At 68.5% G+C, this 20,965-nt stretch carries 27 protein-coding genes; 13 read left to right on the top strand and 14 right to left on the bottom strand.

The window, feature by feature from the left end:
• Positions 1-60 precede the first annotated feature (60 nt).
• Positions 61-687: a hypothetical protein gene (locus tag BST17_RS29810; RefSeq protein ID WP_083055129.1), complete on the top strand. Its 627-nt coding sequence runs from the start codon at positions 61-63 to the stop codon at positions 685-687.
• Positions 688-690: 3 nt separating this feature from the next.
• Here BST17_RS29810 and BST17_RS02190 read toward each other — a convergent pair whose 3' ends face one another.
• From BST17_RS02190 to BST17_RS02180, 3 genes are all read right to left on the bottom strand, one after another.
• Positions 691-1,056, bottom strand: coding sequence for an Hsp15 family ribosome-associated heat shock protein (locus BST17_RS02190; protein WP_083055126.1), 366 nt, complete (start codon positions 1,054-1,056; stop codon positions 691-693).
• Between the two features lie 26 nt (positions 1,057-1,082).
• Entirely contained in the window at positions 1,083-1,805 is a 723-nt protein-coding gene (locus tag BST17_RS02185) for a cutinase family protein (RefSeq protein WP_083055123.1), read from the bottom strand.
• Positions 1,806-1,924: 119 nt separating this feature from the next.
• Entirely contained in the window at positions 1,925-2,590 is a 666-nt protein-coding gene (locus tag BST17_RS02180) for a cutinase family protein (RefSeq protein WP_083055120.1), read from the bottom strand.
• A 111-nt stretch (positions 2,591-2,701) separates the two neighbouring features.
• Here BST17_RS02180 and BST17_RS02175 point away from each other — a divergent pair, with 111 nt between their 5' ends.
• Positions 2,702-2,989: a putative quinol monooxygenase gene (locus BST17_RS02175; RefSeq protein ID WP_083055117.1), complete on the top strand. Its 288-nt coding sequence runs from the start codon at positions 2,702-2,704 to the stop codon at positions 2,987-2,989.
• Positions 2,990-2,993: 4 nt separating this feature from the next.
• On the opposite strand, the gene BST17_RS02170 is transcribed toward BST17_RS02175, so the two are convergent.
• Entirely contained in the window at positions 2,994-3,713 is a 720-nt protein-coding gene (locus BST17_RS02170) for a cutinase family protein (RefSeq protein ID WP_109749949.1), read from the bottom strand.
• Positions 3,714-3,866: 153 nt separating this feature from the next.
• A complete protein-coding gene (locus tag BST17_RS02165) occupies positions 3,867-4,565 on the bottom strand; it encodes a cutinase family protein (protein WP_083055111.1) in 699 nt (232 codons plus the stop codon).
• A gap of 238 nt (positions 4,566-4,803) precedes the next feature.
• On the opposite strand from BST17_RS02165, the gene BST17_RS02160 reads away from it, so the two are divergent.
• The gene (locus tag BST17_RS02160) at positions 4,804-5,478 is read left to right on the top strand and encodes a Crp/Fnr family transcriptional regulator (protein WP_083055108.1); all 675 of its coding nucleotides are present in this window, start codon (positions 4,804-4,806) and stop codon (positions 5,476-5,478) included.
• 6 nt (positions 5,479-5,484) lie between these two features.
• On the opposite strand, the gene BST17_RS02155 is transcribed toward BST17_RS02160, so the two are convergent.
• Positions 5,485-6,132 (bottom strand): FKBP-type peptidyl-prolyl cis-trans isomerase, encoded by a 648-nt coding sequence (locus tag BST17_RS02155; protein ID WP_407937723.1) that lies wholly within the window; start codon positions 6,130-6,132, stop codon positions 5,485-5,487.
• A gap of 142 nt (positions 6,133-6,274) precedes the next feature.
• Between BST17_RS02155 and BST17_RS02150 the strand changes: the two genes are divergently transcribed.
• From BST17_RS02150 to BST17_RS02140, 3 genes are all read left to right on the top strand, one after another.
• Positions 6,275-6,511 (top strand): hypothetical protein, encoded by a 237-nt coding sequence (locus BST17_RS02150; protein WP_133053496.1) that lies wholly within the window; start codon positions 6,275-6,277, stop codon positions 6,509-6,511.
• An 84-nt stretch (positions 6,512-6,595) separates the two neighbouring features.
• The gene (locus BST17_RS02145) at positions 6,596-7,024 is read left to right on the top strand and encodes a type II toxin-antitoxin system Rv0910 family toxin (protein WP_083055102.1); all 429 of its coding nucleotides are present in this window, start codon (positions 6,596-6,598) and stop codon (positions 7,022-7,024) included.
• 7 nt (positions 7,025-7,031) lie between these two features.
• Entirely contained in the window at positions 7,032-7,919 is an 888-nt protein-coding gene (locus tag BST17_RS02140; RefSeq protein WP_083055099.1) for an alpha/beta fold hydrolase, read from the top strand.
• 12 nt (positions 7,920-7,931) lie between these two features.
• On the opposite strand, the gene BST17_RS02135 is transcribed toward BST17_RS02140, so the two are convergent.
• A complete protein-coding gene (locus BST17_RS02135; RefSeq protein WP_234807498.1) occupies positions 7,932-8,783 on the bottom strand; it encodes a phosphotransferase in 852 nt (283 codons plus the stop codon).
• A 198-nt stretch (positions 8,784-8,981) separates the two neighbouring features.
• On the opposite strand from BST17_RS02135, the gene BST17_RS02130 reads away from it, so the two are divergent.
• From BST17_RS02130 to katG, 4 genes are all read left to right on the top strand, one after another.
• Positions 8,982-9,875, top strand: coding sequence for a manganese catalase family protein (locus tag BST17_RS02130; protein WP_083055096.1), 894 nt, complete (start codon positions 8,982-8,984; stop codon positions 9,873-9,875).
• Positions 9,876-9,900: 25 nt separating this feature from the next.
• Positions 9,901-10,485: a hemerythrin domain-containing protein gene (locus BST17_RS02125; protein WP_083055093.1), complete on the top strand. Its 585-nt coding sequence runs from the start codon at positions 9,901-9,903 to the stop codon at positions 10,483-10,485.
• A gap of 190 nt (positions 10,486-10,675) precedes the next feature.
• Positions 10,676-11,107, top strand: a complete 432-nt coding sequence (locus BST17_RS02120; protein WP_083055090.1) for a Fur family transcriptional regulator — start codon at positions 10,676-10,678, stop codon at positions 11,105-11,107.
• A 58-nt stretch (positions 11,108-11,165) separates the two neighbouring features.
• Entirely contained in the window at positions 11,166-13,406 is a 2,241-nt protein-coding gene (katG, locus tag BST17_RS02115; RefSeq protein WP_083055314.1) for a catalase/peroxidase HPI, read from the top strand.
• Between the two features lie 85 nt (positions 13,407-13,491).
• Here the strand turns inward: katG and BST17_RS02110 are convergent, their stop codons facing one another.
• A complete protein-coding gene (locus BST17_RS02110; protein ID WP_083055087.1) occupies positions 13,492-14,262 on the bottom strand; it encodes a DUF6885 family protein in 771 nt (256 codons plus the stop codon).
• Positions 14,262-15,626, bottom strand: a complete 1,365-nt coding sequence (locus BST17_RS02105; RefSeq protein WP_083055311.1) for a type I glutamate--ammonia ligase — start codon at positions 15,624-15,626, stop codon at positions 14,262-14,264. Before BST17_RS02105 ends, BST17_RS02110 begins: the two co-directional genes overlap by 1 nt.
• A gap of 186 nt (positions 15,627-15,812) precedes the next feature.
• On the opposite strand from BST17_RS02105, the gene BST17_RS02100 reads away from it, so the two are divergent.
• A complete protein-coding gene (locus BST17_RS02100; RefSeq protein WP_083055084.1) occupies positions 15,813-16,106 on the top strand; it encodes a hypothetical protein in 294 nt (97 codons plus the stop codon).
• A gap of 1 nt (position 16,107) precedes the next feature.
• Here BST17_RS02100 and BST17_RS02095 read toward each other — a convergent pair whose 3' ends face one another.
• Positions 16,108-16,989, bottom strand: coding sequence for a sialate O-acetylesterase (locus BST17_RS02095; protein ID WP_083055309.1), 882 nt, complete (start codon positions 16,987-16,989; stop codon positions 16,108-16,110).
• A 212-nt stretch (positions 16,990-17,201) separates the two neighbouring features.
• Between BST17_RS02095 and BST17_RS02090 the strand changes: the two genes are divergently transcribed.
• Entirely contained in the window at positions 17,202-17,642 is a 441-nt protein-coding gene (locus BST17_RS02090) for a hypothetical protein (RefSeq protein WP_234807497.1), read from the top strand.
• A 28-nt stretch (positions 17,643-17,670) separates the two neighbouring features.
• On the opposite strand, the gene BST17_RS02085 is transcribed toward BST17_RS02090, so the two are convergent.
• Entirely contained in the window at positions 17,671-18,468 is a 798-nt protein-coding gene (locus tag BST17_RS02085; protein ID WP_083055082.1) for a lysophospholipid acyltransferase family protein, read from the bottom strand.
• A 143-nt stretch (positions 18,469-18,611) separates the two neighbouring features.
• On the opposite strand from BST17_RS02085, the gene BST17_RS02080 reads away from it, so the two are divergent.
• Positions 18,612-19,079 (top strand): SRPBCC family protein, encoded by a 468-nt coding sequence (locus BST17_RS02080; protein WP_083055079.1) that lies wholly within the window; start codon positions 18,612-18,614, stop codon positions 19,077-19,079.
• 69 nt (positions 19,080-19,148) lie between these two features.
• Here BST17_RS02080 and BST17_RS02075 read toward each other — a convergent pair whose 3' ends face one another.
• The 3 genes from BST17_RS02075 to thiD form a co-directional block, all read right to left on the bottom strand.
• Positions 19,149-19,358: a DUF3072 domain-containing protein gene (locus BST17_RS02075; RefSeq protein WP_083055077.1), complete on the bottom strand. Its 210-nt coding sequence runs from the start codon at positions 19,356-19,358 to the stop codon at positions 19,149-19,151.
• An 80-nt stretch (positions 19,359-19,438) separates the two neighbouring features.
• A complete protein-coding gene (locus BST17_RS29160; protein ID WP_165762189.1) occupies positions 19,439-19,870 on the bottom strand; it encodes a hypothetical protein in 432 nt (143 codons plus the stop codon).
• Between the two features lie 109 nt (positions 19,871-19,979).
• Positions 19,980-20,825, bottom strand: coding sequence for a bifunctional hydroxymethylpyrimidine kinase/phosphomethylpyrimidine kinase (gene thiD, locus BST17_RS02065; RefSeq protein ID WP_083055076.1), 846 nt, complete (start codon positions 20,823-20,825; stop codon positions 19,980-19,982).
• Between the last annotated feature and the right edge of the window lie 140 nt (positions 20,826-20,965).

The raw sequence follows: 20,965 nt of genomic DNA, 5'->3' as shown, positions 1-20,965 counted from the left end.
GCCCGACCCGCGGTCACTGCAGAGGTTGTCGGCGGGCACGGCCGGAGAGGACGAACAGCGGTGAAGACCGAACGAGGGCGGGTGGCGGTGCGGCTCGCGGTCGCGGGAGTGTTGGCCGGTGCAGCACTGGCCACCGCAGGTGTGGCCGGCGCCGAGCCCGTGGTGCCGCCCGGCGAGCCGGTACCGCCGGGGCAGCCCGTGGTGCTGGGGCCCGGTGAGATGCCGGTGGCCGCGCCCGCTCCGCCGCCGGTCGGTGCGCCGCCGGTTCCCGAGATCAGCAATCCCGTGTACGGGCAGGGACAGACACCCGGTGCCGGCGGCTACATCAGGGACCTGTGGCGGGCGTTCAACAACGGCAACCCGATGGAGGCGTTGATGACGGGGCCGGAGGGTGTCGCGACCGGCGCGCCTCCCGGGGCCGGGCCGGCGCCCAAGCTGCCGCCGGGCTACACCTCGCTGACCGACCCGGCGTCGTCGACGCCGGCCACCGAGCGGGTTCCCGGGGTGGGCGGACCACCGTTGCCGCCGGGATTCGTCTCGCTGTCGGATCCGGCTCCGCCGCCGGAGGTGCTGCCGATCGGTGCGCCGGGTGCCGCGCCGGCCGACGTGGCCCATCCCGCCGCTCCACCGCCGCCACCGGCCCCGGTGGGCCCGCCGCTGCCGCCGACCATCATCGCCAACCAGTAGCTCTCAGCGCAGACCGGCGCGCCACTTCTCCAGGGCACGCCGCTCGCGCTTGGTCGGTCGGCCCGCCCCGCGGTCCCGCACCGCCACCGCGCTCTCCGCGGTCGGGGGTGGCGGTGGCGTGCGATCCAGATAGCAGGTGACGGCGTCGGCCGCCCCGACGCGCTTGTGGATCACCCGAACGACCTCCACGATCCGGGTGCGCTCGCCGACCCGGGCCTGCACCCGGTCACCGGGAACCACCGTCGTGGACGGTTTCGCCACCCGGTCGTTGATCCGAACATGGCCGCCACGGCAGGCGGTTGCGGCATCCGGACGCGTCTTGGTGAGACGGACCGCCCACAGCCAGCGATCTACCCGGGTCGACTCCATCGCACCATGATGCCGTGCGGCCGGGGTCAGGGTGTGGGCGTGACCCGGGCGGCGGCGTAGGACGCTGCCTGCGCAGTCATGCCGTTCATCGCGTACATGGCGTGGGCGATGGACGGCATGGCGCCCGGGGTGCCGTCGCAGATGGTGTCACCCGGGGCGCAGAGTTCGACGGTTTTGTCGGCGTAGCGCGGGCCGATGGTGCCGATCGGTGCACCGAACTGGGTCAGGAAGGCATCCGAGGGGTTGCCCAGCAGAACCACCGCGGCGACGTGATCGGAGACCTCGTCGGGCAACGGATTGGGGATGTAGGACAGGTATTCGCTCGGGACGCCCTGCGGGATCGCGTCGGCGGTGACGTACCCGGCGACCACGGCGCCCTGGGAGAAGCCGCCGAGCACGACCTTGGTGTCCGGGCAGGCGCCGGCGGTGGCCTGGATGTGTGAGCCGGCGTCACGGACACCGTCGATCACGTTCTGCGCGAACGCAATTCGATCGTTGAAGTTATCGCTGGCCGGATAGTTGACGGGGTATACCGCGACCGACTTCCCGGGCGTCTGCGCCCGCAGCGCATCGACGAAGGCCTGCCCGGTGCCACCGACGCCGGGTGCCTCGGCGGTGCCGCGGGCGAACACGACCTCCACGTCGGGGCAGGCCGGTTCGGCGGAGGCGGCGGGCGCGGTGCCTGCCAGCACGCCGGCGGTCATCAGCGCGCCGGCTCCGAGGATCCGTGCGGATCGAGCAATGTTCATCGTTGAACTCCTTCGGGATGCGGCGCCCGCGCCTGATGGCAGCTGACGGCCTGCCCGTCTGTACCCGCGTCGTTTGCTGCCGAAACAGCACCAGGACGTTCCGCCGAGGGGTGTGCGGATCAGGCCAGGCGGCCGGCGGCGGCCGACGCTGCCGCGGCGACCAGACCGTTGACCGGGTAGGTGACGTGCACCAGCGAGCCGAGCAGCGAACCGGGTGACCCATCGCAGATGTTGTCCCCGGGCGCGCACAGGTCCAGTGACCTTCCGGCGTACTGCGCGCCGATGTTCGCCGCCGGTGCGCCGTACTGTCCCAACAGCGCCGGGGTCGGCTTCCCGAAGAGGACCACCCCGGCGATGCGATCGCTCACCGCGGCGGGCAGATCCGAGGTGCTGACGTAGGCGGCCACCGCCGCGCCCTGCGAGAACCCACCGAGGATGAACTTGGTGTCCGGGCAGTTCGCCGCCGTCGTCCGGAGCCGCGCGCCGGCATCGGCGACGCCGTCGAACATCGTGGACGGGAAGATCGCCCGGTTGTCGAAATCGCCGGTGGCCGGATAGTTCACGGCGTAGGCGTCGATGGACCTGCCGGGGGATTGGGCGCGCACCGCGTCGATGAACGCCTGACCGGTGCTGCCGACGCCGGGCGGTTCGTCGCTGCCGCGGGCGAAAACGATCTCTGCGTCCGGGCACGGTTGCGCGGTGGCCGCCGGGGCGGCGCCGATCGAGAATCCCGACGCGACGAGCGCGCCGACGACGAGTAACCGGCGCGATCGGCGAATCCCCATGACGCCGGATGCTACCCGCAGCGTTCACTGTGCACACCCGCTCGATGAGTTTGCCGACCTGCGCCGGTCCACCCATCAGAGTTCACACCCGCCCGGAGAAGGGAAGCAGAAATGGTCATCGTCGCCGGACACCTCATGGTCGAACCGCAGGCCCGGGAGTCGTACCTGACCGGGTGCGTCGCCGTCGTGCAGGCGGCGCGTGTCGCCCACGGTTGCCTGGATTTCGCGATCGGTGCCGATCTGCTGGACCCCGGGCGGATCAACATCTACGAACGCTGGGAATCCCAGGCCGCGGTCGTGGCATTCCGGGGCAGCGGCCCGGATGCCGATCAGAGCGCTGCGATCGTGGCGGCTGCGGTCGTCGAGTACGAGACCGCGGCGGGCCGCGAGATCGGTTGAGCGGTCAGTCCGACGACGGTGTCCGGGTCAGTGCGCTCGCGACGAAATCGGCGGCCTGCACGGCCATCCCGTTGCTCTTGTAGGCGCTGTGGGCGCTACGGTCGAGGCCGCCGGGGGAGCAGACCGGGTCACCGGGAGCGCACAGCTGGATGGTCTTGGCGGCGTACAGCGGACCGACGGTGATCGGCGGGGCGGCATGGTCGAAGAGGTTGAGGAACCAGTTGTCCGGCGTGCCGAACAGGGCCACCGCGGCCACGTGCGGGGCGACCGCCGGCGGCATCGGGCCGGTGAGCCCGGCGGGCAGCGCGAGCCCGGCGGGCACCGCGTCGAAGGTGGTGTAACCGGCCACCGCAGCCCCCTGCGAGTAGCCGCCCAGCACGATCTTGGTGCCCGGGCAGGTATTCACGATGTTCTCGATGCGGTTGCTCGCGTCGGTGATGCCACCGGCGGCCGCCTGGAAGTCGAGGGAGGCCGGATAATTCACCGGATAGACGTCCACCGATGCGCCACCGAGTTGCGGGGTCAGCGCGTCGACGAAGGCCTGTCCGGTGTCACCGATGCCCGGCGCCTCGAAAGTGCCACGCGCGAAGACGATTTCGATGTCGGGACAGGCCGGTGCCGGTGTGGCGAACGCGCGCGCGGTGGTCAGCGGAACCAGTACGGTGGCGAGCACCAGCACGACGGCGGACAGATATGCGATGCGGTGCGAGCGAAGCAGTGTCATCAGAGCGGAGGGCATGGCGGTCCTTCGGGCGGGTGATCTTGACTGTGTGCCAAGCATCCCGTGCCCATGGCCGGTGCGCATTGCCGCAGGCGCGACCGGTGGCTACCGGCTAGCACTACCAGTGCGGCCCCCGTGCCGTTCCGTCGCGCCGGCTCAGACGCGGCCGGCGGCGAAATCGGCCGCCTGGGTCACCATGCCGTTGGCGGTGTAGAGGTTGTGCGCCACCGGGTCGAGCCCACCCGAGCAGATCGGGTCGTTGATTGCACACAGGTCAAGGGTTTTCGGCAGGTAGGCCGCGCCGATCGGGACATTGGGCTGCCCGATGAGAAACAGCATCCGGTCGTTGGGCTTGCCGAACAGCACGACTGCATCGACATGGTCGGCGACGTCGGGGGCCAACGGCGTGGTGGTGCCGAACGCGAACGAATTCGGTGGGATGGTCGGCGGGTCGGCGGTGACCAACTGGGCGACGGCCGCCCCCTGGGAGAAACCGCCGAGCACCACGCTGGTGTCGGGGCACTCGGCAGCGATCCGGCGGATCTGGTTGCCGGCGTCGTTGACGCCCACCACCACAGTCGGCCAATTCTGGCTGGCCGGATAGTTCACCGGATAGCTCTCCACGGTCTTCCCGCCGGCCTGCGCACGCAGCGCGTCGACGAACGCGGTGCCCACGCTGCCGGCGCCGGGCCGTTCGGTGGTTCCGCGCGCGAAGACCACCCCGACATCCGGACAGGCCGGCTCGGCGGAGGCCGGCGGCGCAAAGCCGGGCAGCAGTGTCGAGGCGGCGGCCGCGGCGGCGACCGCCAGGACCGCTGCGGGGCCGGTGATCCGGTGCTGCTGTGCTCTGGTCATCCGCTGCTGGCTCCTCGTCGGGTGGAATCGCTGCCTGTCGAACGGCATCTGTTGCGGGACGTGAATAAGATCATGCTATTCCCACGCGGGTCGACCAGAGTTCCGGGCCGCGCCGCACCAGTGAAGCTCGGAGTTACGAATTGACCCGGACCTGTAAAGTGTCGCGCAACGCTTGTCGAACCGCTCCCGGCTGTCTCGGGCGGGGCGTGACACCGCCGTACGCTGGGGAGGAACGTCGTTGAACGCCGTATTGGGGCGCACCGCCATCTTCCAGGACGTCGACGCCGAAGCGATGGCGATCCTGACCCAGGAACTGGAATTCCTGACCTTTCCGCGCAACCACACCATCTTCGTCGAGGGGGAGCCCGGCGACCGCCTCTACGTGCTCATCGAGGGGAAGGTCAAGGTCGGACGCCGGTCGGGCGACGGCCGCGAGAGCCTCATCGCCGTGATGGGCCCCGGGGACACCTTCGGCGAGCTGGCACTGTTCGACCCGGGCCCCCGCACCGCGACGGTGGCCACGTTGACCGAGGTGCGGGTCGCTGCGGTTCCTCGGCAGGCGCTCGGTGTCTGGATCGCGGATCGGCCGCAGATCGCCGAGCAACTGTTGCGGGTCCTGGCCCGTCGGCTACGACGCACCAACGACGATCTGTGCGACATGATCTTCACCGATGTGCCGGGCCGGGTGGCCAAGCAGCTGCTCGACCTGACGAAGCGGTTCGGCCGGCCCGACGGTGACGGCCTACGGGTCGACCACGAACTCACCCAGCTCGAGTTGGCGCAGCTCGTCGGCTCGTCCCGCGAGACCATCAACAAGGCGCTCTCGGAGTTCGCCAACCGCGGCTGGATCCGGCAGCAGGGCAAGACGATCTTCGTCCTCGAACCGGCCAAGCTGGCCCGCCGGGCCCGGTGACCGGGCTCAGCTCATCGCGTCGAGGATCTTGATCGCGAAGACCAGCGTGTCGCCCTTCTGGATGCCCGCGGCCGGCTGCCCCTCGGGATAGCCGTCCTCGGGTGTCATGGCGACCGCGACGGTCGACCCGACATTCTGACCGGCGATGGCCTTCTGGAATCCCGTGACGACACCGTTGAGCGGGAAGTCGACGGGTGCGCCGGACTGGTAGCTGCTGTCGAACACCGACCCGTCGCGGCCGTTGACCCCCATGTAGCAGACCAGGACGGTCGCGTTCTCCGCGACGACGGGACCGTCGCCCGGCTTGAGCGTCTGGACCTGGGTCTCGGTGACGCTGAACGGTCCGTCGACGGTGACCACCGGCGCGTTGGTGTCGGTCGATCCGGTCACGGCGACGCTGCCGGTGGTGCCGGGCAACGTCCATTCCGGCGTTCCGCCGGTCGGTGCCGGGGTGCTCGGGCACCCTGCTTCGGTGGCCGTCGGCGCGACGGCGGGAGCGCTCGGCGGGCTGAACACATCCGAAGACGTGGAGGAGCCGGCTGCGGCGGGCGTGTCGGTGTCGGAGCCGCATGCGACCAGGGCGGAAGTCAGGGCCGCGGTGCAGGCAGCGAGTGCGACGGCGGAGGACAGGCGGGGCGAGTTCACGCCGGCCACGCTACCTGCGCCGGTGGAGACGGCCATCGTGTGCCCCGGACCCCTGCGCCAATCGTGCTCGCGCCGAGGGTTAATCGCTTGCGCGGCCCGTGGTGCACCGTCAGTGTGAGTGGTGGGGACACAACTGTCGAGGGGGAGAAAGATGGCGAGATTTCGTGCGGGCGATGTGGTGGCGGCACGCCGCCGCATCGAGGGAGTCGACGTGCCGGTGGTGCCGGCGGGTGCGGTCGGCCGGGTGACGACCACGACGGTGTTCGGTAATCCGAAACGGGTGCACTTCGCCGTTGCCGACACCTGGGGGACCAAGCGGTTCCACGTCAGGGTCCGCCGCGGCGACGTGGAGCAGGTGTCGGACGCCGTGCCCGAAGATGCGCGATGATGCTGTGACCCACGTCATGGTGGCTGCATGCCGCGCCGGTGGGTATGCCATGCACTTCACACCCCCAACCACACGGAGTTCGAAATGGCGAAAGTCGATGTGTCGGTGTCGTCGGACCTGACACCCGAACAGGCCTGGAAACTGGCATCGGACCTGCGCCGCTTCGACGAATGGCTGACGATCTTCGGCGGTTGGCGCAGCCCACCGCCGCCGGTGATCGAAGTGGGCACGCAGGTGTCGTCACTGATCAAGGTCAAGGGTTTCCGCAACACGATCCACTGGCAGGTGACCGACTACGACGAGCCGCGGCTGATCGGGTTGCGCGGTACGGGCAAGGGTGGCGTGCACATCGCCCTGCAGATGACGGTTGCAGACAACAACCCCGGGTCGGCACTGCACCTGCAGGCCGACCTGTCCGGTGGTCTGCTCAGCGGTCCCATCGGGTCACTGGTGGCCAAGGTGCTGACCTCCGATGTCCGCCGATCCGTTCAGAACCTCGGGGCGTTGCGATAGCGACGCGATGAGTCGTGCGCCCTCCGCTGGTCTGTTCATCCATGACGAGGACAAGCGCGTGACGGCCGGTACCGCCGGTCACCTACCGATCAATGGGCTGCAGCTCTACTACGAGGTGCACGGGTCCCTGGATGGAGCGCGAACGCCGCTGCTGTTGATTCCCGGCGCGTTCATGGCCGCCGATTCGATGCCGGGTTGGGTCACAGCGCTTGCCGCCCACCGGCCGGTGATCACCTTCGACCAGCAGGGGCACGGCCGGACACCGGACGGCCGCCCGACGATGTCCTATGAGCAGTTCGCCGACGACGCGGCGGCGCTGTTGGGCGAGTTGGGTGTCGATCGGGCCGACGTGATGGGTTACTCGCAGGGCGGCGGGGTGGCCCTGCAGCTGGCCATCCGGCATCCCGGACGGGTCGGCAAGCTCGTGCTGATGTCGGCGAGTTTTCATCGTGACGGCTGGCATCCCTCGATGGCCGCGGCCATCTCCGAGCTCGAACCAGGGGCGTTCGCCGGTACCCCGGTGGCGCAGACGTTCGCCGAGCGCAACCCCGGCGATGACGCCTTCGGTGCATACCTGGCGAAGATGAAGATCCTCAACGCCGAGGATCAGGAGATTCCCGAGCAGACCATCCGCGCGCTCACCGCCAAGACGATGGTGATCGTCGGAGACACTGATTCGCTGACCGTGGAGCATGCCGTCCGGTTGTTCCGGCTGCGCGGCGGCGGTGATGACGAGGCGGCCGCCACCGGGCTGCTGCAGCGGTCGCCGGACGCCCGGTTGGTGGTGTTGCCCGCCATGTCACATATCGGCCTGTCGGCGGAATCGGCGCTGCTGGTGCCGATGGTGACCGCGTTCCTCGATGACGTGGCGCCCCCGACTCCGCAATTGTTCTGAGTCACAACAGGTTCAGAAGAGCTCCAGGGATTCGCGGATCATCCGGTGGCCCTGCTGCTCGAAGGCCGCGTCGCCTACCTGATGGGCCCACACGGCGGTGCCGATCGCCTCGTGCAGCGCGAGCATGCGCCACCCGGCGGCCTCCCGTGGGTCATGGCCGTAGCCGGCAAAGAACGCCGTCTCCAACGCCGGCCGGTCGCGCCATTGCTGGGCAGCCAGACGGCAGAAGTCCGTGGCCGCGGGCCGCCACGCGAAGCGGCCGAAGTCGATGACCCGCACCGTCCCGGAATCGGTGAGCCAGTTCCTGGGATGCCAATCGCCGTGGGTGGGAACCACAACCGTCGGCTGAGGTCGGTGTCCGGTCAGGATGGCCCGCAACGTGGAACACAGGCGGGTATTGATCCGATGTGGCTTGTCAAGCCAGGCAAGCGATTTCGCCACCGCGGCAGCGTCCCATCCGGGGTCCGGCCGGGCCGCCTGGCCGTGAAAGGCGCGCAGGAGCGCGCCGGCGTTGCGGTGGATGGCGGCGCTGAACTCATCGGGGTGTCCCTGGGCGAGGGACCCGGGCAGGTAGCCCAGCACCAGCACCTTCGCATCGCGGTCGCAGTACAGCAGGACCGGGGCGTCTCCGGTGCGTGCCAGGCAGTCGGTGAAGCCCTGGTACGCCGATATCTCCCGCGCGATGTGGTGATCGGACGGACCGGCGGCCTTCACCACGACCCGGCCGAGGCCGCACTCCACATCGAGCACCCGGGTGCCCTGGTGCGGCCAGCTCATATCGGCCCGCAGTCGCGGTTCGGACAACCAACCGTCCACGAGCGCGGCCTGCCTGCCACTGAGCCGACCTCCATGCCAAGAACGCATCCGGGTCACGCTATCCGGTGCCCACCACACCGTCGATATCCCTTGCGGTCAGGGACGTTCAGGTCATTGTTTGGCCGTCGCGGCCCCGGGTACCACTCCGCCACCGCGATCTACAGCCCAGTCGGATCCGCGGCAATTCATCCACGAACCCGTGACCGCAGCCCGGTCGCGGGTCTTGTCGACGAGCCGGGAGGCCCCGTGTTCACTCACCATAAAGATCTCCAGTTCGAAGTGCGGGTCAGCGAGCCCGATCCCCGTTTCGCGTCGTTGCTCATGGAGCAGTTCGGCGGTGCCAACGGTGAACTCACCGCCGCCCTGCAGTACTTCACGCAGGCCTTCGTGCTCCGCGAGAAGAACCCCAAGATGTACGACCTCTTCATGGACATCGCCACCGAAGAACTCAGTCACCTCGAGATTGTCGGCACCACCATCACGATGCTGCTCGACGGACTCAACGACAACCTCAAGATGGCCCATGAGCGGTGCGATTGGATGCCCGCGGTGGCCAGCAAAGCCGGCAAGGAACAGGCGATCCACCAGGTCGCTGTGAATCCCATGTTCCTCGTGCTCAGTGGCGGTGGTCCCGACGTGAAGGACTCGGCGGGCAACAATTGGACCGGAGCGTTCATCGACGCCAACGGCGACCCCACGGTCGATCTGCGCAACAACCTGGCAGCCGAGTCCAGGGCCAAGGTCGTCTACGAGTACCTCAAGCAGTTCACCGACGACCCGGGCGTCCAGGACACCCTGACCTTCCTGATGACCCGCGAAGTGGCCCATTACCAGCAGTTCACCGCGGCACTCAACGAGCTGCCGGTGAACTTCCCGCCGGGACAGCTGCCCGGTGATCCGCGCTTCCAGAATGTCGCCTTCAACATGAGCAACGGCGACGGTTCGGTGCGGGGTCCCTGGAACGAGGGCCAGGGGCCGTGGCCGGAGGGCGTGGAATGGGACTACGTCGAGGACCCCGAACGGCAATGGCTCGGGACGTCATTGCGTAACAACACCGGGGCGGAGACAAACCCCGAGGGTCAACCGGCGGTGGATGGGGAAAAGCCGTTCACCCACGAGCAGCACACCGCCACCAGCTGACCGACCGACCGACAAGGAGGGCGACATGGATGCATTGACGTTCCTGCGACAAGACCACAAAAGCGTGCTGGGCATGCTCGAGGTCCTCGACGGCGCACCCACCGGTGAGGGAGCGCAGCGCAGCGGTCTGGAGACGATGGTGACCAACCTGGTCATCGCCGAGTCCCAGCACGAGGCCATCGAGGAGCAGTACTTCTGGCCCGCGGTCCGGCGGGCGCTCGACGACGGTGACGAACTGGCCGACCGCGCCGTGGAGCAGGAGCAGGCCGGGAAGCGACTGCTTCAACAATTGGAGGACGGTGCACCCGGCGAGCCCGGGTACACCGAAGCACTGCAACGGTTCGTCGCGCTGGGGCGCGAGCACATCGCCTTCGAGCAGGAGGTGGTCTGGCCGAAGTTCGAGGCGGCGGTCTCCCACCGGGAGCTGGTCGACCTGGGCGAGAAGCTGGAACGGGCGAAGAAGATCGCACCGACGAGGCCACACCCGGACACGCCGCCGAACGCCGCGGTGCTCAAGTCCGTCGGGATGGTCTCGGCGACGGTGGACCATGTCCTCGACGCGGCTACCGGTCGCGCTGCCGACAACCCGCCGGACCCGCAGGTGCACTGAGGTAGCGGGCCGAAACCTGTTATTCGGCAGCACGTTCAGGCGAGGCCGGACGACACTCCCGCGCAGTCGGGCGGTCGTCCGGCCTTGTGCGTTCGTTTGGTGTACGGACGGTGTCGTCGACCGGACGGGTCTGCGACGAGTTTCGGCCGATTTCTTGATTGTTTCCACTTTACGGGCCACACTGGTGGGGATGGCTCACGCTCCTGAACGCGCGACGATGCTGCGGGCGGCCGGATTACGCGTCACCCGGCCCCGGCTGGTGGTCATGGACGCCGTCGAGATGCACCCGCATGCCGACACCGACACCATTTTCACCGCAGCACGTCAGTCGCTGCCCGAAATCTCCCGGCAGACGGTCTACGACGCGCTCAGTGCCCTCACCACGGTCGGGATGGTGCGGCGCATCCAGCCCGCCGGGGCCACCGCACGGTACGAATCCCGCGTCGGCGACAACCACCACCACGTCGTCTGCCGCTCCTGCGGCACCATCGCCGATGTCGACTGTGCCATCGGCGAGGCCCCCTGCCTGACCGCCTCCGACGACCTCGGCTTCCAGATCGACGAGGCCGAGGTCATCTACTGGGGACTGTGCCCCGACTGCGTGAGAACACGAACGTCCTGACCCCTTCGACAGATCCCTCCGTTGTGCAGCCCGCATGAAACCGACGAAAGGCGAAACCATGTCCGACACCTCCGATGCCAGGCCTCCGCATTCCGATACCAAGACTGACAGCGGGAGTGAGTCCGAGAACCCGGCGATCGATTCGCCCAAGCCGAAAGCTCATGCGCCGCTGACCAATCAGGATTGGTGGCCCGAGCAGGTGGATGTCTCGGTACTGCACAAGCAGCCGGCCAAGGGCAACCCGCTGGGGGCCGATTTCTCCTACAGCGAGGAATTCAAGAAGCTCGACGTCGAGGCGCTGCGGGCGGACATGCTGGCGTTGATGACCTCGTCGCAGGACTGGTGGCCGGCCGACTACGGCAGCTACGCGGGCCTGTTCATCCGGATGAGCTGGCACGCGGCCGGCACCTACCGCATCTACGACGGCCGCGGCGGCGGCGGGCAGGGCGCGCAGCGGTTCGCACCGCTGAACAGCTGGCCCGACAACGCCAACCTGGACAAGGCGCGGCGACTGCTGTGGCCGATCAAGCAGAAGTACGGCAACAAGCTGTCCTGGGCCGACCTGATCGTGTACGCCGGCAACGTCGCGCTGGAGTCCGCCGGATTCGAGACGTTCGGCTTCGCGTTCGGCCGTGAGGACATCTGGGAGCCGGAGGAGGTGCTCTTCGGCCAGGAGGACACCTGGTTGGGCACCGACAAGCGCTACGGCGGCACCAACGATGGTGACCGCACCTTGGCCGAACCCTTCGGCGCCACCACGATGGGTCTGATCTACGTCAATCCCGAAGGGCCGGAAGGAAAGCCGGACCCGCTGGCGGCCGCGCACGATATCCGCGAGACCTTCGGCCGGATGGCGATGAACGACGAGGAGACCGCCGCGCTCATCGTCGGTGGTCACACCCTGGGCAAGACCCATGGCGCCAGCGCCGACGATGTCGGCCCCGAGCCCGAGGGCGCGCCGATCGAGCAGCAGGGCCTGGGCTGGAAGTGCCCCTTCGGTAGCGGAAACGCCGGCGACACCATCACCAGTGGGCTGGAGGTCGTGTGGACCGGTACCCCGACCCAGTGGAGCAACGGCTACCTGGAGATCCTCTACGGCAACGAATGGGAACTGACCAAGAGCCCCGGTGGCGCCTGGCAGTTCGAGGCCAAGGACGCCGAGGCCACCATCCCGGATCCGTTCGGCGGTCCGCCGCGTAAGCCCACCATGCTGGTCACCGACGTCTCGATGCGGGTCGATCCGATCTACGGTGAGATCACCCGGCGTTGGCTGGACCATCCCGAGGAGATGAACGCCGCCTTCGCCAAGGCCTGGTACAAGCTGCTGCACCGCGATATGGGGCCGGTCAGTCGCTACTTGGGCCCGTGGGTGGCCGAGCCGCAGCTCTGGCAGGACCCGGTGCCGGCGGTGGATCACCCGCTGGTCGACGAGTCCGACATCGAAGCGCTCAAGAGCAAGGTGCTGGAGTCCGGGTTGTCGGTGCCGCAGTTGGTCAAGACCGCGTGGGCATCGGCGTCGAGCTTCCGCGGCACGGATAAGCGCGGTGGTGCCAACGGCGCCCGGCTGCGCCTTGAGCCGCAGCGCAATTGGGAAGCCAACGAGCCGTCCGAACTGAACAAGGTGCTGCCGGTGCTGGAGAAGATCCAGCAGGACTTCAACTCCTCCGCTGCGGGGGGCAAGAAGATCTCGCTGGCCGACCTCATCGTGCTGGCCGGGTCGGCGGCGGTGGAGAAGGCGGCCAAGGACGGCGGCTTCGAGGTGAAGGTGCACTTCGTGCCGGGCCGTACCGACGCCAGCCAGGAGAACACCGACGTCGAGTCGTTCTCGGTGCTGGAGCCGCGCGCCGATGGATTCCGCAACTTCGTGCGGCCGGGTGAGAAGGCCCCGCTGGAGCAGTTGCTGGTGGACAAGGCGTACTTCCTGGATCTGACCGCTCCGGAGCTGACCGTGCTGGTCGGTGGCCTGCGGGCGATCGGCGCCAACCACGGCGGGACCAAGCACGGTGTGTTCACCGAGCGCCCCGGTGCCCTCACCAACGATTTCTTCGTGAATCTGCTTGACATGGGCACGGATTGGAAGGGCTCGGAGTCGGCGGAAAACGTCTACACCGGCTTTGACCGCGCCACCGGCGAGGTCAAGTGGACCGCCACCGCCAACGACCTGGTCTTCGGCTCCAACTCGGTGCTCCGCGCGCTCGCCGAGGTCTACGCCCAGGACGACAACCAGACCAAGTTCGTCGAGGACTTCGTCAAGGCGTGGGTGAAGGTCATGAACAACGATCGGTTCGATCTGGACTGACGCTCAGCGATGAATGGGGCGGGGCCTGTGCGGCCCCGCCCCATTCTCGTGTGCAGGCGACGGTCATGGGCGATAGGTTGCGCGGTTAATCCCAGAGACCGGTGGACAGGCCGACATCCCGCACCGCCGCGTCGATGGCCGCTTTGTTCTCCGCGGCCACCGTGATCAGCAGCCCGCGGCCCGACAGGGCGCGCGCGACACGGGGCAGCGGCTGCAGGTGTCGGCCGCCGGCGCCCAGCGACGGATAGGTGTCGGCGACCGCGGCCAGGTTGCCGCCGTCACCGGCGATGCGGCCCCACAGTGCGGCGAAATGGCCGACCCGCCAATCCGGTGGGGGACCGACGGTGTCATCGCCGGTATCGAGGAAGTGTTGCAGAGCAACGGGTTCGGCGTGCGATCCCCACAACGCCGAGGTGGCGAGGTTGGCGATGATCAGGGCCGGGGTGCCGGCGATGGCCGATAGAAAGCGGTCCAGTCGGCTACCCGGCGACGGTACCGGCACCGCGACCAGTCGGTCAGCAGACAATCTGGCAATGGCGCTCAACAGTTCCCGGCCGCTGGTGCCGGCCAGTGTGGGCTCCTCCGTGTGCGGCAGCTCATCCCAGCCGGTGCGATGGGCGGGCTGGTCCGGCGGGCGGACCTCGCTGTCCAAGCCCGAATTGACCCGGGTGCCCGCCACTTTGGCCACTTCCACCTGGGACGGCAACTGCTCGGCGTCGTCGTCGCCGAGCAGCAGAGCCAGCCGCGCCCAGAACGGGCCGCACAGCTGATCGACCTGAGGGACCGCGGCGGCATGCTCGGCGAGTATGGGTGCGGTACCGGCGAATGGGACGACCCGGTCCCACAGCTCGCTCATCAGTAACGCCAGCGGTGCGCGGTGATGATGTCGGCCGCGTCGCGGTCCGCGGCCCAGGCGGCATCGGCGCCGCGGACGGCGGTGAACGCGCCGAGCAGGTCCGGACCGAGTGCGGCCGATACGCGGGGGTTCGCGCGGAGCTCACCGACGGCCTCGGCGGTCGAACCCGGCAGCGCCCGTACGCCGGCGTCGCGGCGCTGCTCTTCCGACCAGGTGCCGACATTGGCGGCGATGGGATCGGGCAGGCTCAGTCCGTCTGCGATACCACCGATGCCCGCGGCGGTCACCGCGGCCAACGCGAGGTAAGGATTGGCGGATGCGTCCGAGGGTTTGAGTTCGACATTGGCCTGGGTTCGGCCGGTGAACTCGGTTCCCGGGACCAGACGCAGCGCCGCCTCGCGGTTCTCGACGCCCCAATACCCGTAGGCGCTGGAGAAGTAGCCGGGGCGAAGGCGTTGGAAGGACACCTCGCTGGGTGCGGTGACGGCGACGATCGCCGGGAGGTCACGCAGCAGGCCCGCGAGATAGGCTGCGCCGTCATCGGACAGGCCGTGCGGTCCGTCGCCGCTGAGCAGGTTGGACCCGTCGCGCCACACCGACGTGTGCAGGTGCCAGCCATTGCCCGCGTCGCCGGGCAACACCAGCGGACTGAAGCTCGCCCGGAATCCGTGCCGTGCGGCGGTCGCATGGATGGTCTGGCGAGCCAGCAGCTGCAGATCGGCGGCGGTCACCGGATCGGTTGGCGCGATGCTCAATTCGATCTGGGCGGTGCCGTATTCGGCGTGCAGTTGTCCCACCGGGACGCGGTTGGCCCGCAGGTCACGAAGCAGCGCAACGACGAAGGCGTCGACCGTGATGAGCGCCCGCGCACTGTAGGCCGGGCCATCATGGCCGGGAACGGCGTCCGGACCGTCGCCGGACCGGTCGAGGAAGAACTCGATCTCGTAGCCGGCCCGGATCTGCAGACCGGCCGCGTCCGCCGCGTCCACCTGTCGCTCCAGCACGCCGCGTTGGTCATAGGGCCATGGGGATCCGTCGGCGCCGACCTGCCGGCCCGGGGCCCAGGCCAGGGCGGGCTGGCCCGCCAGCGGAACGGTGCGGTCGGGCACCGGGACCAGCCGGATGTCGCCGCTGGCGTCGGGTAGTCCGTCGTGGCTGAACGTGATGGCGTCGTGGGTGTCGAACACCGCAAAGAGGGGAGTGATGCCGACGCCCTTGGCGGTGGCCGACGGCCACTGGTCCAGCGGTACGGTCCGGGCGCGCGGAATGCCGTTGTTGTCGGCCCAGACGATGGTGACGCCCACGATATCGGCGGCGTGAAGGTCATCCTCGGTGAACCCGAAGGGCGCGGTGGTGTCGGTCATGGCGGTGCACATCCCTTTCTGAACACGTCGCACCATTGTGCGCCGAGCTCACCCACCGTGCCCGAAGGCGCGGTCGTGTCCAGCGGTTGTGCTCACCGAGATTTCTCGGTGTGCCATTCATTTCGGCGAAAAGGTCTCCGGCAGAGGCTTTTCTCACGGCCCACCGATTTTGCCTAGCATCGAGGGATGGCCGAACCCGAGACCACCGAGGACGGGCACTATGTCGTCATCGATGGGCGCCGCTGGCGCGCCACCGATCCGGCGATCCCCGAGGAGCGGCGGGCCGAGTTGGTGCGCATCCTGATGGCATGGCGCCGGGAGGTTCGCCGGACCAAGGGCTCCGAGGCGGAGTCCGCGTCGCGCGCGGGCGTGCAGGCGGCCAAGGTGGCGTTGGGGGAGCGCGGCCGGCCGCCGTGGTGGGAACAGTCCGATGCGCAGCGCCGGGCGCGGTGGGAGGCGGAGGTGCCGGAACCGGGGTGAGTCAGCGCCGGTACTCGGCGAGGGCGTCGGCCGCCAGACGCTCATATGCCAGCCACATGTCGCTGCCCAAGGCGCGGATTCCCTCGGCGTTGTAGTGCCGATCGACATCGCTGTTGAACATTCCCCGATTGCCGGGCACGAAGGCCGTGTTCGGTTTTCGGTTCGGGGTGTCCTCGTGCACGGCGTTGATGACCGGATAGTCCTTGCCGCTGCGCTCCATCTCCTCGGGCACCATGCCGCCCAGGATGATGGGGGTGTCCTGGCCGTATCGGGCGCGCAGGTCATCGAACAGCGCGTCGAGATGGCGTTGGTAGTCCGGCCCGGACATCAGCGGGACATCGGATTCGCCCTGATGCCACAGCACGACGGCGACGGTGCTGCCCGGGTTGTGCCCGAGCGCCGCGTCGATGGCTTGCACGGCCTCGCGGTACAGGTTGCGTCGGGTCTTAGTGTCGGCGATGTCCCAGGTGTAGCCGTTCTTGGGATGGAACGACGTGTCGCCCCGCGCGCAGGGGACGAGCAGCACCGCCCGGCCGGTCGCCTCGGCCAGCGCCTTGCCGAAGGTGACCCCGAATCCGACTCGCCGCGCAGGGGTTTCGTGGAAGAGCGGGTCGGCGCCCAGAACGACGGAGCCCTTCGACGGTCCGCTGTTGGCCCACTGATGCACCATGGGGTGAGGCTTGTCGGCGCCGTCGCGGTCGAGCGGAAGACCCATACCGTAGGCATTCGACTGTCCGAGGATCGGAACGACCAGATACGGCTCGTTCGGCGGGTCGACCGGGACGCCCTTGGGGGCGATCCGACGCTTGACGGAACACTTCGCCTCGAAGGCCAGCCGTTTCCACAGCGGGGCGTCACCGTCGGGATTGCGGGGCGTGCGCATGGCCAGCACAGTACAACCGCATTGCGCGGTGCACCGGTCGAACCGATTACCCGACCGGCTTCGTTCGCCGGGTGGCTCCGGTGGGCCGTTGATCGGGTCATTTACGCGCGCGACCGGCACCGACGGCGGATATTGGGATCGGTAGCGGCGCGGGTGCGGTCGACTGATGGCACGGCAACGCCGACCGGCTGTGCCCCATGTGAGGAGACGATGTGAACCCGATTTCGCGACGTGTGGCGTCGCTGGTGATCGCCGGCGGTGTCGGTCTGGCCGGCGCCCTGCTCGGCGCAGCCGCCTCGAACGCCGAGGGGCCGAGCTATCAGGGCGGGAACTGTCCGCCCGGCATGACCTGCACACACTGGTGTCCGGGTGACCCTGCCATACCGGGAAGCCAGGTGCTGTCCTGGGATTGGAATGTCTGCCACGACTGGTACTGGAACTCCGAGGGCATCGTCGATGTCACGACCAACACCATCTATCCGTGGTCGGGCACGCCGCGTCCGGCGGCGCCTCCGCCGGTGTTCACCCCTCCGCCGCCCCCGCCGCCGCTGCCGCCCGGCACACCGTTCTGCAGTCCGCGCGGATCGCTGATCATCATCCCGCCGATCTGCGATGAGATCGGCGTGGACATGCCGCCCGGGTCGGTGCGCTGAGGGGGCGGTCCCCGGCCGGCTGCCCGGTTCAACCCAGAATGGGGAAGCGCCGCTTGCGCGCGAGATCGTCGAGCGCGGACTGCATCACCGAGCGGACGTGCGCGTCGACCTCGTCGATGTCGGGATCGGCACCGAACTCCTCGGTCACGTCGATCGGTTCCAGCACCCGCATCACGATCTTGGACGGCAGCGGGATATTGGCCGGCAGCACAGTCGTCAATCCGAACGGAAGTCCGAACGTCAACGGAAGCGCCTTGAACCGCACCCGGTGCAACCCCAGTCGGCGGGCCAGGCTGTCTCCGCGCGCCAGGAACCACTGCGTTTCCTGGCCGCCGATCGACACCATCGGCACGATCGGCACGCCGCTCTGAATCGCGGTGCGCACGTATCCCGTTCGTCCCTCGAAGTCGATGATGTTGGCCGACTGCGAGGGCCGGAATGCGTCGTAGTCGCCGCCGGGGAATACCAGTACCACGGCACCGGACCGCAGCGCGGCGGACGCATTCTCCGGCGAGGCCTCGATGGCGCCCGCCTGCGAGAGCAGTGATCCCCATGGACCCATCAAGACTCCGTAGTGGGCAAGGATGTGCAGCGGTCTGTCATACCCGAAGGCTTCGTAGAACGCCGGAGCGAAGATGAGGACGTCCGGGGTGAGCACACCGCCGGAGTGATTCGACACGATCAGCGCGCCGCCGGAGGGTGGGATGTTGTGGACAGTCTTCACATCGGCGCGAAAGTAGCGGCGGACGATCGGCCCGACCAGATTCGTGATGCGTTCGGCGACGACGGGATCCCACTTGACGATCTCAGATTCCGCGTCGTCCATGGTCGCCCTTCGATCGGGGCCTGGATCCGATGGGTGTGACCCAGTGCACAGTGTGGATAACCGTTCGGCTACCGAGTCAATCCTCGGCCGGGCACACGGCGGCGGAGCGTTTCCGAATGCGGGAGAGTGGGCAGTGTGACCCTATGAGCGACAACGAGAAAGTCACTGTTGAACGGACCATCGCCGCGCCGGTGAACGAGATCTTCGACGTCCTGTCCAATCCCGAGCGGCATCCGGCCCTGGACGGATCCGGATTTGTGCGCAGCGTCGACCACGCCGACCGTATCCAGAAGGTGGGCGAGGTGTTCACGATGAACATGCAGGGCGATCACATGGGCGGTGAGTACCAGACCGACAACCACGTCTCGGGTTACGCGAAGGACAAGTTACTGGCATGGAAGACCGCACCGGCGGGCACCGAGCCTCCGGGATGGGAGTGGTTGTGGGAGCTGGAGTCTCAGGGCCCCGGTGAAACCCTGGTTCGGCACACCTACGACTGGTCGAAGGTGACCGACAAGAAGCTTCTGGAGAAGGTCAAATTCCCGTTGGTGACCGAGGACCAGCTGAACGACACGCTGTCCCGGTTGGCCACGGAGGTTGCCTCGTCCTGATCCGCTGAGCTGATGGTGCGCCCGGTCCATGTCGACGGACCGGGCGCACTTCGGCGTGGGCTGGAAGGTTCAGCCGCGACCGGTCTGCTGCTGGAGATCGTCGATCATCTCCGAGGCCTGCGCCTTGGTGGCATCCTCGGGGACTTCGGTGTCGGCCTCTTGGGCCAAGGTGTTCAGATAGCTGCGCTGGGCGCCGGTCATGGGTTCATCTCCCGTCACCCAATCCGACGGGTCCTTCTCGGCATTCTCTCGCGGCGCTGGTGTGGTGTTTTCGCTCATGCGTAGTGAGTGCCCATCGCAAATATGTTCGAAACGTGGCGGCAGCGGTATCTCGCCGCCGCCACGTTCCGGAACCTGAACTACGGCGTACCGACGCAGACGGAGCCGACGCACGCACCGGCACCGTCAGGACCGGCACCGGCGCCCGCCCCCGGGACTCCCGCGGTGGCACCACCCGGGCCGGCTTCGGCGCCCGCACCGGGGACGCCCGCACCTGCGCCGCCGGGACCCGCACCGGCGCTGGCGCCCGGCACGCTGGCGGTCGCGCCACCCGGACCGGCGTCCGCGCCGCCCACGGCGGGCGGCAGGGGAGAGGAGGGCGCCAGGGTGGTGGTCGCCGCGCCGGTGGACGGCGTCGTGGTCATGGTGGATTCGGTGGTCTCGGTCGTCGTCGTGGTGGTGCTGTCCGGCGACTCGCTATCGGAGCTGCAGGCGGTGAGCCCGCCGAACAGGACAGCGCCCGTCACGGCGGCCGCGAGTGGCAGAGTACGGGCGATTCGAAGGACGGTCATCTGGCGGCTCGATTCTGCTAGTACGAGGCTGGGCCGGACGATAGGTCCAGCCCAGCGAGAATGGCCTCGCAGAAGTACCCGGTTTGTGCGGGACCTAAGCGCGCCGCCCTCAGTGCAGCAGTCTCGCGAGCCCGTTCACGGTGCCCAGCCCGTGGCCCAGCGGGTACGCCGCGCGGATGCACTCGGTGATCCAGAGCTTCGCGAATCCGACGGCGTCGGGAACGGCGCGGCCATGCGCCAGGGCAGCGGTGATCGCCGCAGCCAGGGTGTCCCCGGCGCCGTGATCGTGACGGGTGTTCACCCGGACCGCGGCGAACTGGTGGAACTCCGACCCGTCGAACAGCAGGTCGGAGCTGATCCGCGAGGTCCGCAGGTGGCCGCCCTTGATCAGCGCCCACTTCGGGCCCAGCGCGTGCAGGGCCCTGGCCGCGTCCCGCTGCGACGCGTCGTCGACCACATCGATGCCCACCAGTAGGCGCACCTCGTCGAGGTTCGGCGTCACCAGGGTCGCCATCGGGATGAGTTCCTCGCGCATGGCCACCAGTGCGCTCGGATGCAGGAGAGGCTCGCCGGCATTGGACGCACACACCGGGTCGACCACCAACGGGACGGTGCCGTCGAGGCCCTCCGCGCGCCAGGTGGCCACGATGGTCTGGATGATCTCGGTGGACGCCAGCATGCCGGTCTTCGCCGCCTCGACGCCGATATCGGAGACCACGGCGCTGATCTGCCCGGCAATCACGTCGACCGGGATCTCATGAAAGGCCTTGACGCCCAGCGAGTTCTGTACCGTGACGGCCGTCAGCGCGGCGGATCCGTGCACGCCCAGCATGGCGAACGTGCGCATATCCGCCTGCAGTCCGGCGCTGCCGCCGGAATCGGAACCGGCAATGGTCATCACCCGGTGTGGAGTGTGCCCGGGAGTGCTCAGCGGCAGGGCGTCGGTATCGGCCATGTATCGATTGTTCCGTGACGGGCCGTGCGCGGTCCGCCGACCCGGCAAAAAGGCCGGCGGGGCGTCCCGGCCGGCGCCGCGTGGACCTACCAAGGGCTTCCGCCGTTGTGGCCCGATGCGGCCGGGACGCCACTGCCGGA

The sequence above is a fragment of the Mycolicibacterium bacteremicum genome, from assembly GCF_002086115.1.
GTDB lineage: Bacteria > Actinomycetota > Actinomycetes > Mycobacteriales > Mycobacteriaceae > Mycobacterium > Mycobacterium bacteremicum.
The sequence above is the reverse complement of the archived record's forward strand: the minus strand, read 5'-3'. Positions and strand labels throughout refer to the sequence as shown.

Bases quoted from the DNA above. Each gene is read 5' to 3' on its own strand.
- BST17_RS02170 (WP_109749949.1), bottom strand. From the start codon at position 3,713: ATGACACTGCTTCGCTCGCACCGCATCGCATATCTGTCCGCCGTCGTG.
- katG (WP_083055314.1), top strand. From the start codon at position 11,166: ATGTCCGACACCTCCGATGCCAGGCCTCCGCATTCCGATACCAAGACT.
- BST17_RS02075 (WP_083055077.1), bottom strand. From the start codon at position 19,358: ATGAGCGAAAACACCACACCAGCGCCGCGAGAGAATGCCGAGAAGGAC.
- BST17_RS02145 (WP_083055102.1), top strand. From the start codon at position 6,596: ATGGCGAAAGTCGATGTGTCGGTGTCGTCGGACCTGACACCCGAACAG.
- BST17_RS02120 (WP_083055090.1), top strand. From the start codon at position 10,676: ATGGCTCACGCTCCTGAACGCGCGACGATGCTGCGGGCGGCCGGATTA.
- BST17_RS02140 (WP_083055099.1), top strand. From the start codon at position 7,032: ATGAGTCGTGCGCCCTCCGCTGGTCTGTTCATCCATGACGAGGACAAG.
- BST17_RS02165 (WP_083055111.1), bottom strand. From the start codon at position 4,565: ATGACCAGAGCACAGCAGCACCGGATCACCGGCCCCGCAGCGGTCCTG.
- BST17_RS02125 (WP_083055093.1), top strand. From the start codon at position 9,901: ATGGATGCATTGACGTTCCTGCGACAAGACCACAAAAGCGTGCTGGGC.
- BST17_RS02080 (WP_083055079.1), top strand. From the start codon at position 18,612: ATGAGCGACAACGAGAAAGTCACTGTTGAACGGACCATCGCCGCGCCG.
- thiD (WP_083055076.1), bottom strand. From the start codon at position 20,825: ATGGCCGATACCGACGCCCTGCCGCTGAGCACTCCCGGGCACACTCCA.
- BST17_RS02175 (WP_083055117.1), top strand. From the start codon at position 2,702: ATGGTCATCGTCGCCGGACACCTCATGGTCGAACCGCAGGCCCGGGAG.
- BST17_RS02180 (WP_083055120.1), bottom strand. From the start codon at position 2,590: ATGGGGATTCGCCGATCGCGCCGGTTACTCGTCGTCGGCGCGCTCGTC.
- BST17_RS02150 (WP_133053496.1), top strand. From the start codon at position 6,275: ATGGCGAGATTTCGTGCGGGCGATGTGGTGGCGGCACGCCGCCGCATC.
- BST17_RS02135 (WP_234807498.1), bottom strand. From the start codon at position 8,783: ATGCGTTCTTGGCATGGAGGTCGGCTCAGTGGCAGGCAGGCCGCGCTC.
- BST17_RS02185 (WP_083055123.1), bottom strand. From the start codon at position 1,805: ATGAACATTGCTCGATCCGCACGGATCCTCGGAGCCGGCGCGCTGATG.
- BST17_RS02190 (WP_083055126.1), bottom strand. From the start codon at position 1,056: ATGGAGTCGACCCGGGTAGATCGCTGGCTGTGGGCGGTCCGTCTCACC.
- BST17_RS29160 (WP_165762189.1), bottom strand. From the start codon at position 19,870: ATGACCGTCCTTCGAATCGCCCGTACTCTGCCACTCGCGGCCGCCGTG.
- BST17_RS02100 (WP_083055084.1), top strand. From the start codon at position 15,813: ATGGCCGAACCCGAGACCACCGAGGACGGGCACTATGTCGTCATCGAT.
- BST17_RS02095 (WP_083055309.1), bottom strand. From the start codon at position 16,989: ATGCGCACGCCCCGCAATCCCGACGGTGACGCCCCGCTGTGGAAACGG.
- BST17_RS02085 (WP_083055082.1), bottom strand. From the start codon at position 18,468: ATGGACGACGCGGAATCTGAGATCGTCAAGTGGGATCCCGTCGTCGCC.
- BST17_RS02105 (WP_083055311.1), bottom strand. From the start codon at position 15,626: ATGACCGACACCACCGCGCCCTTCGGGTTCACCGAGGATGACCTTCAC.
- BST17_RS02110 (WP_083055087.1), bottom strand. From the start codon at position 14,262: ATGAGCGAGCTGTGGGACCGGGTCGTCCCATTCGCCGGTACCGCACCC.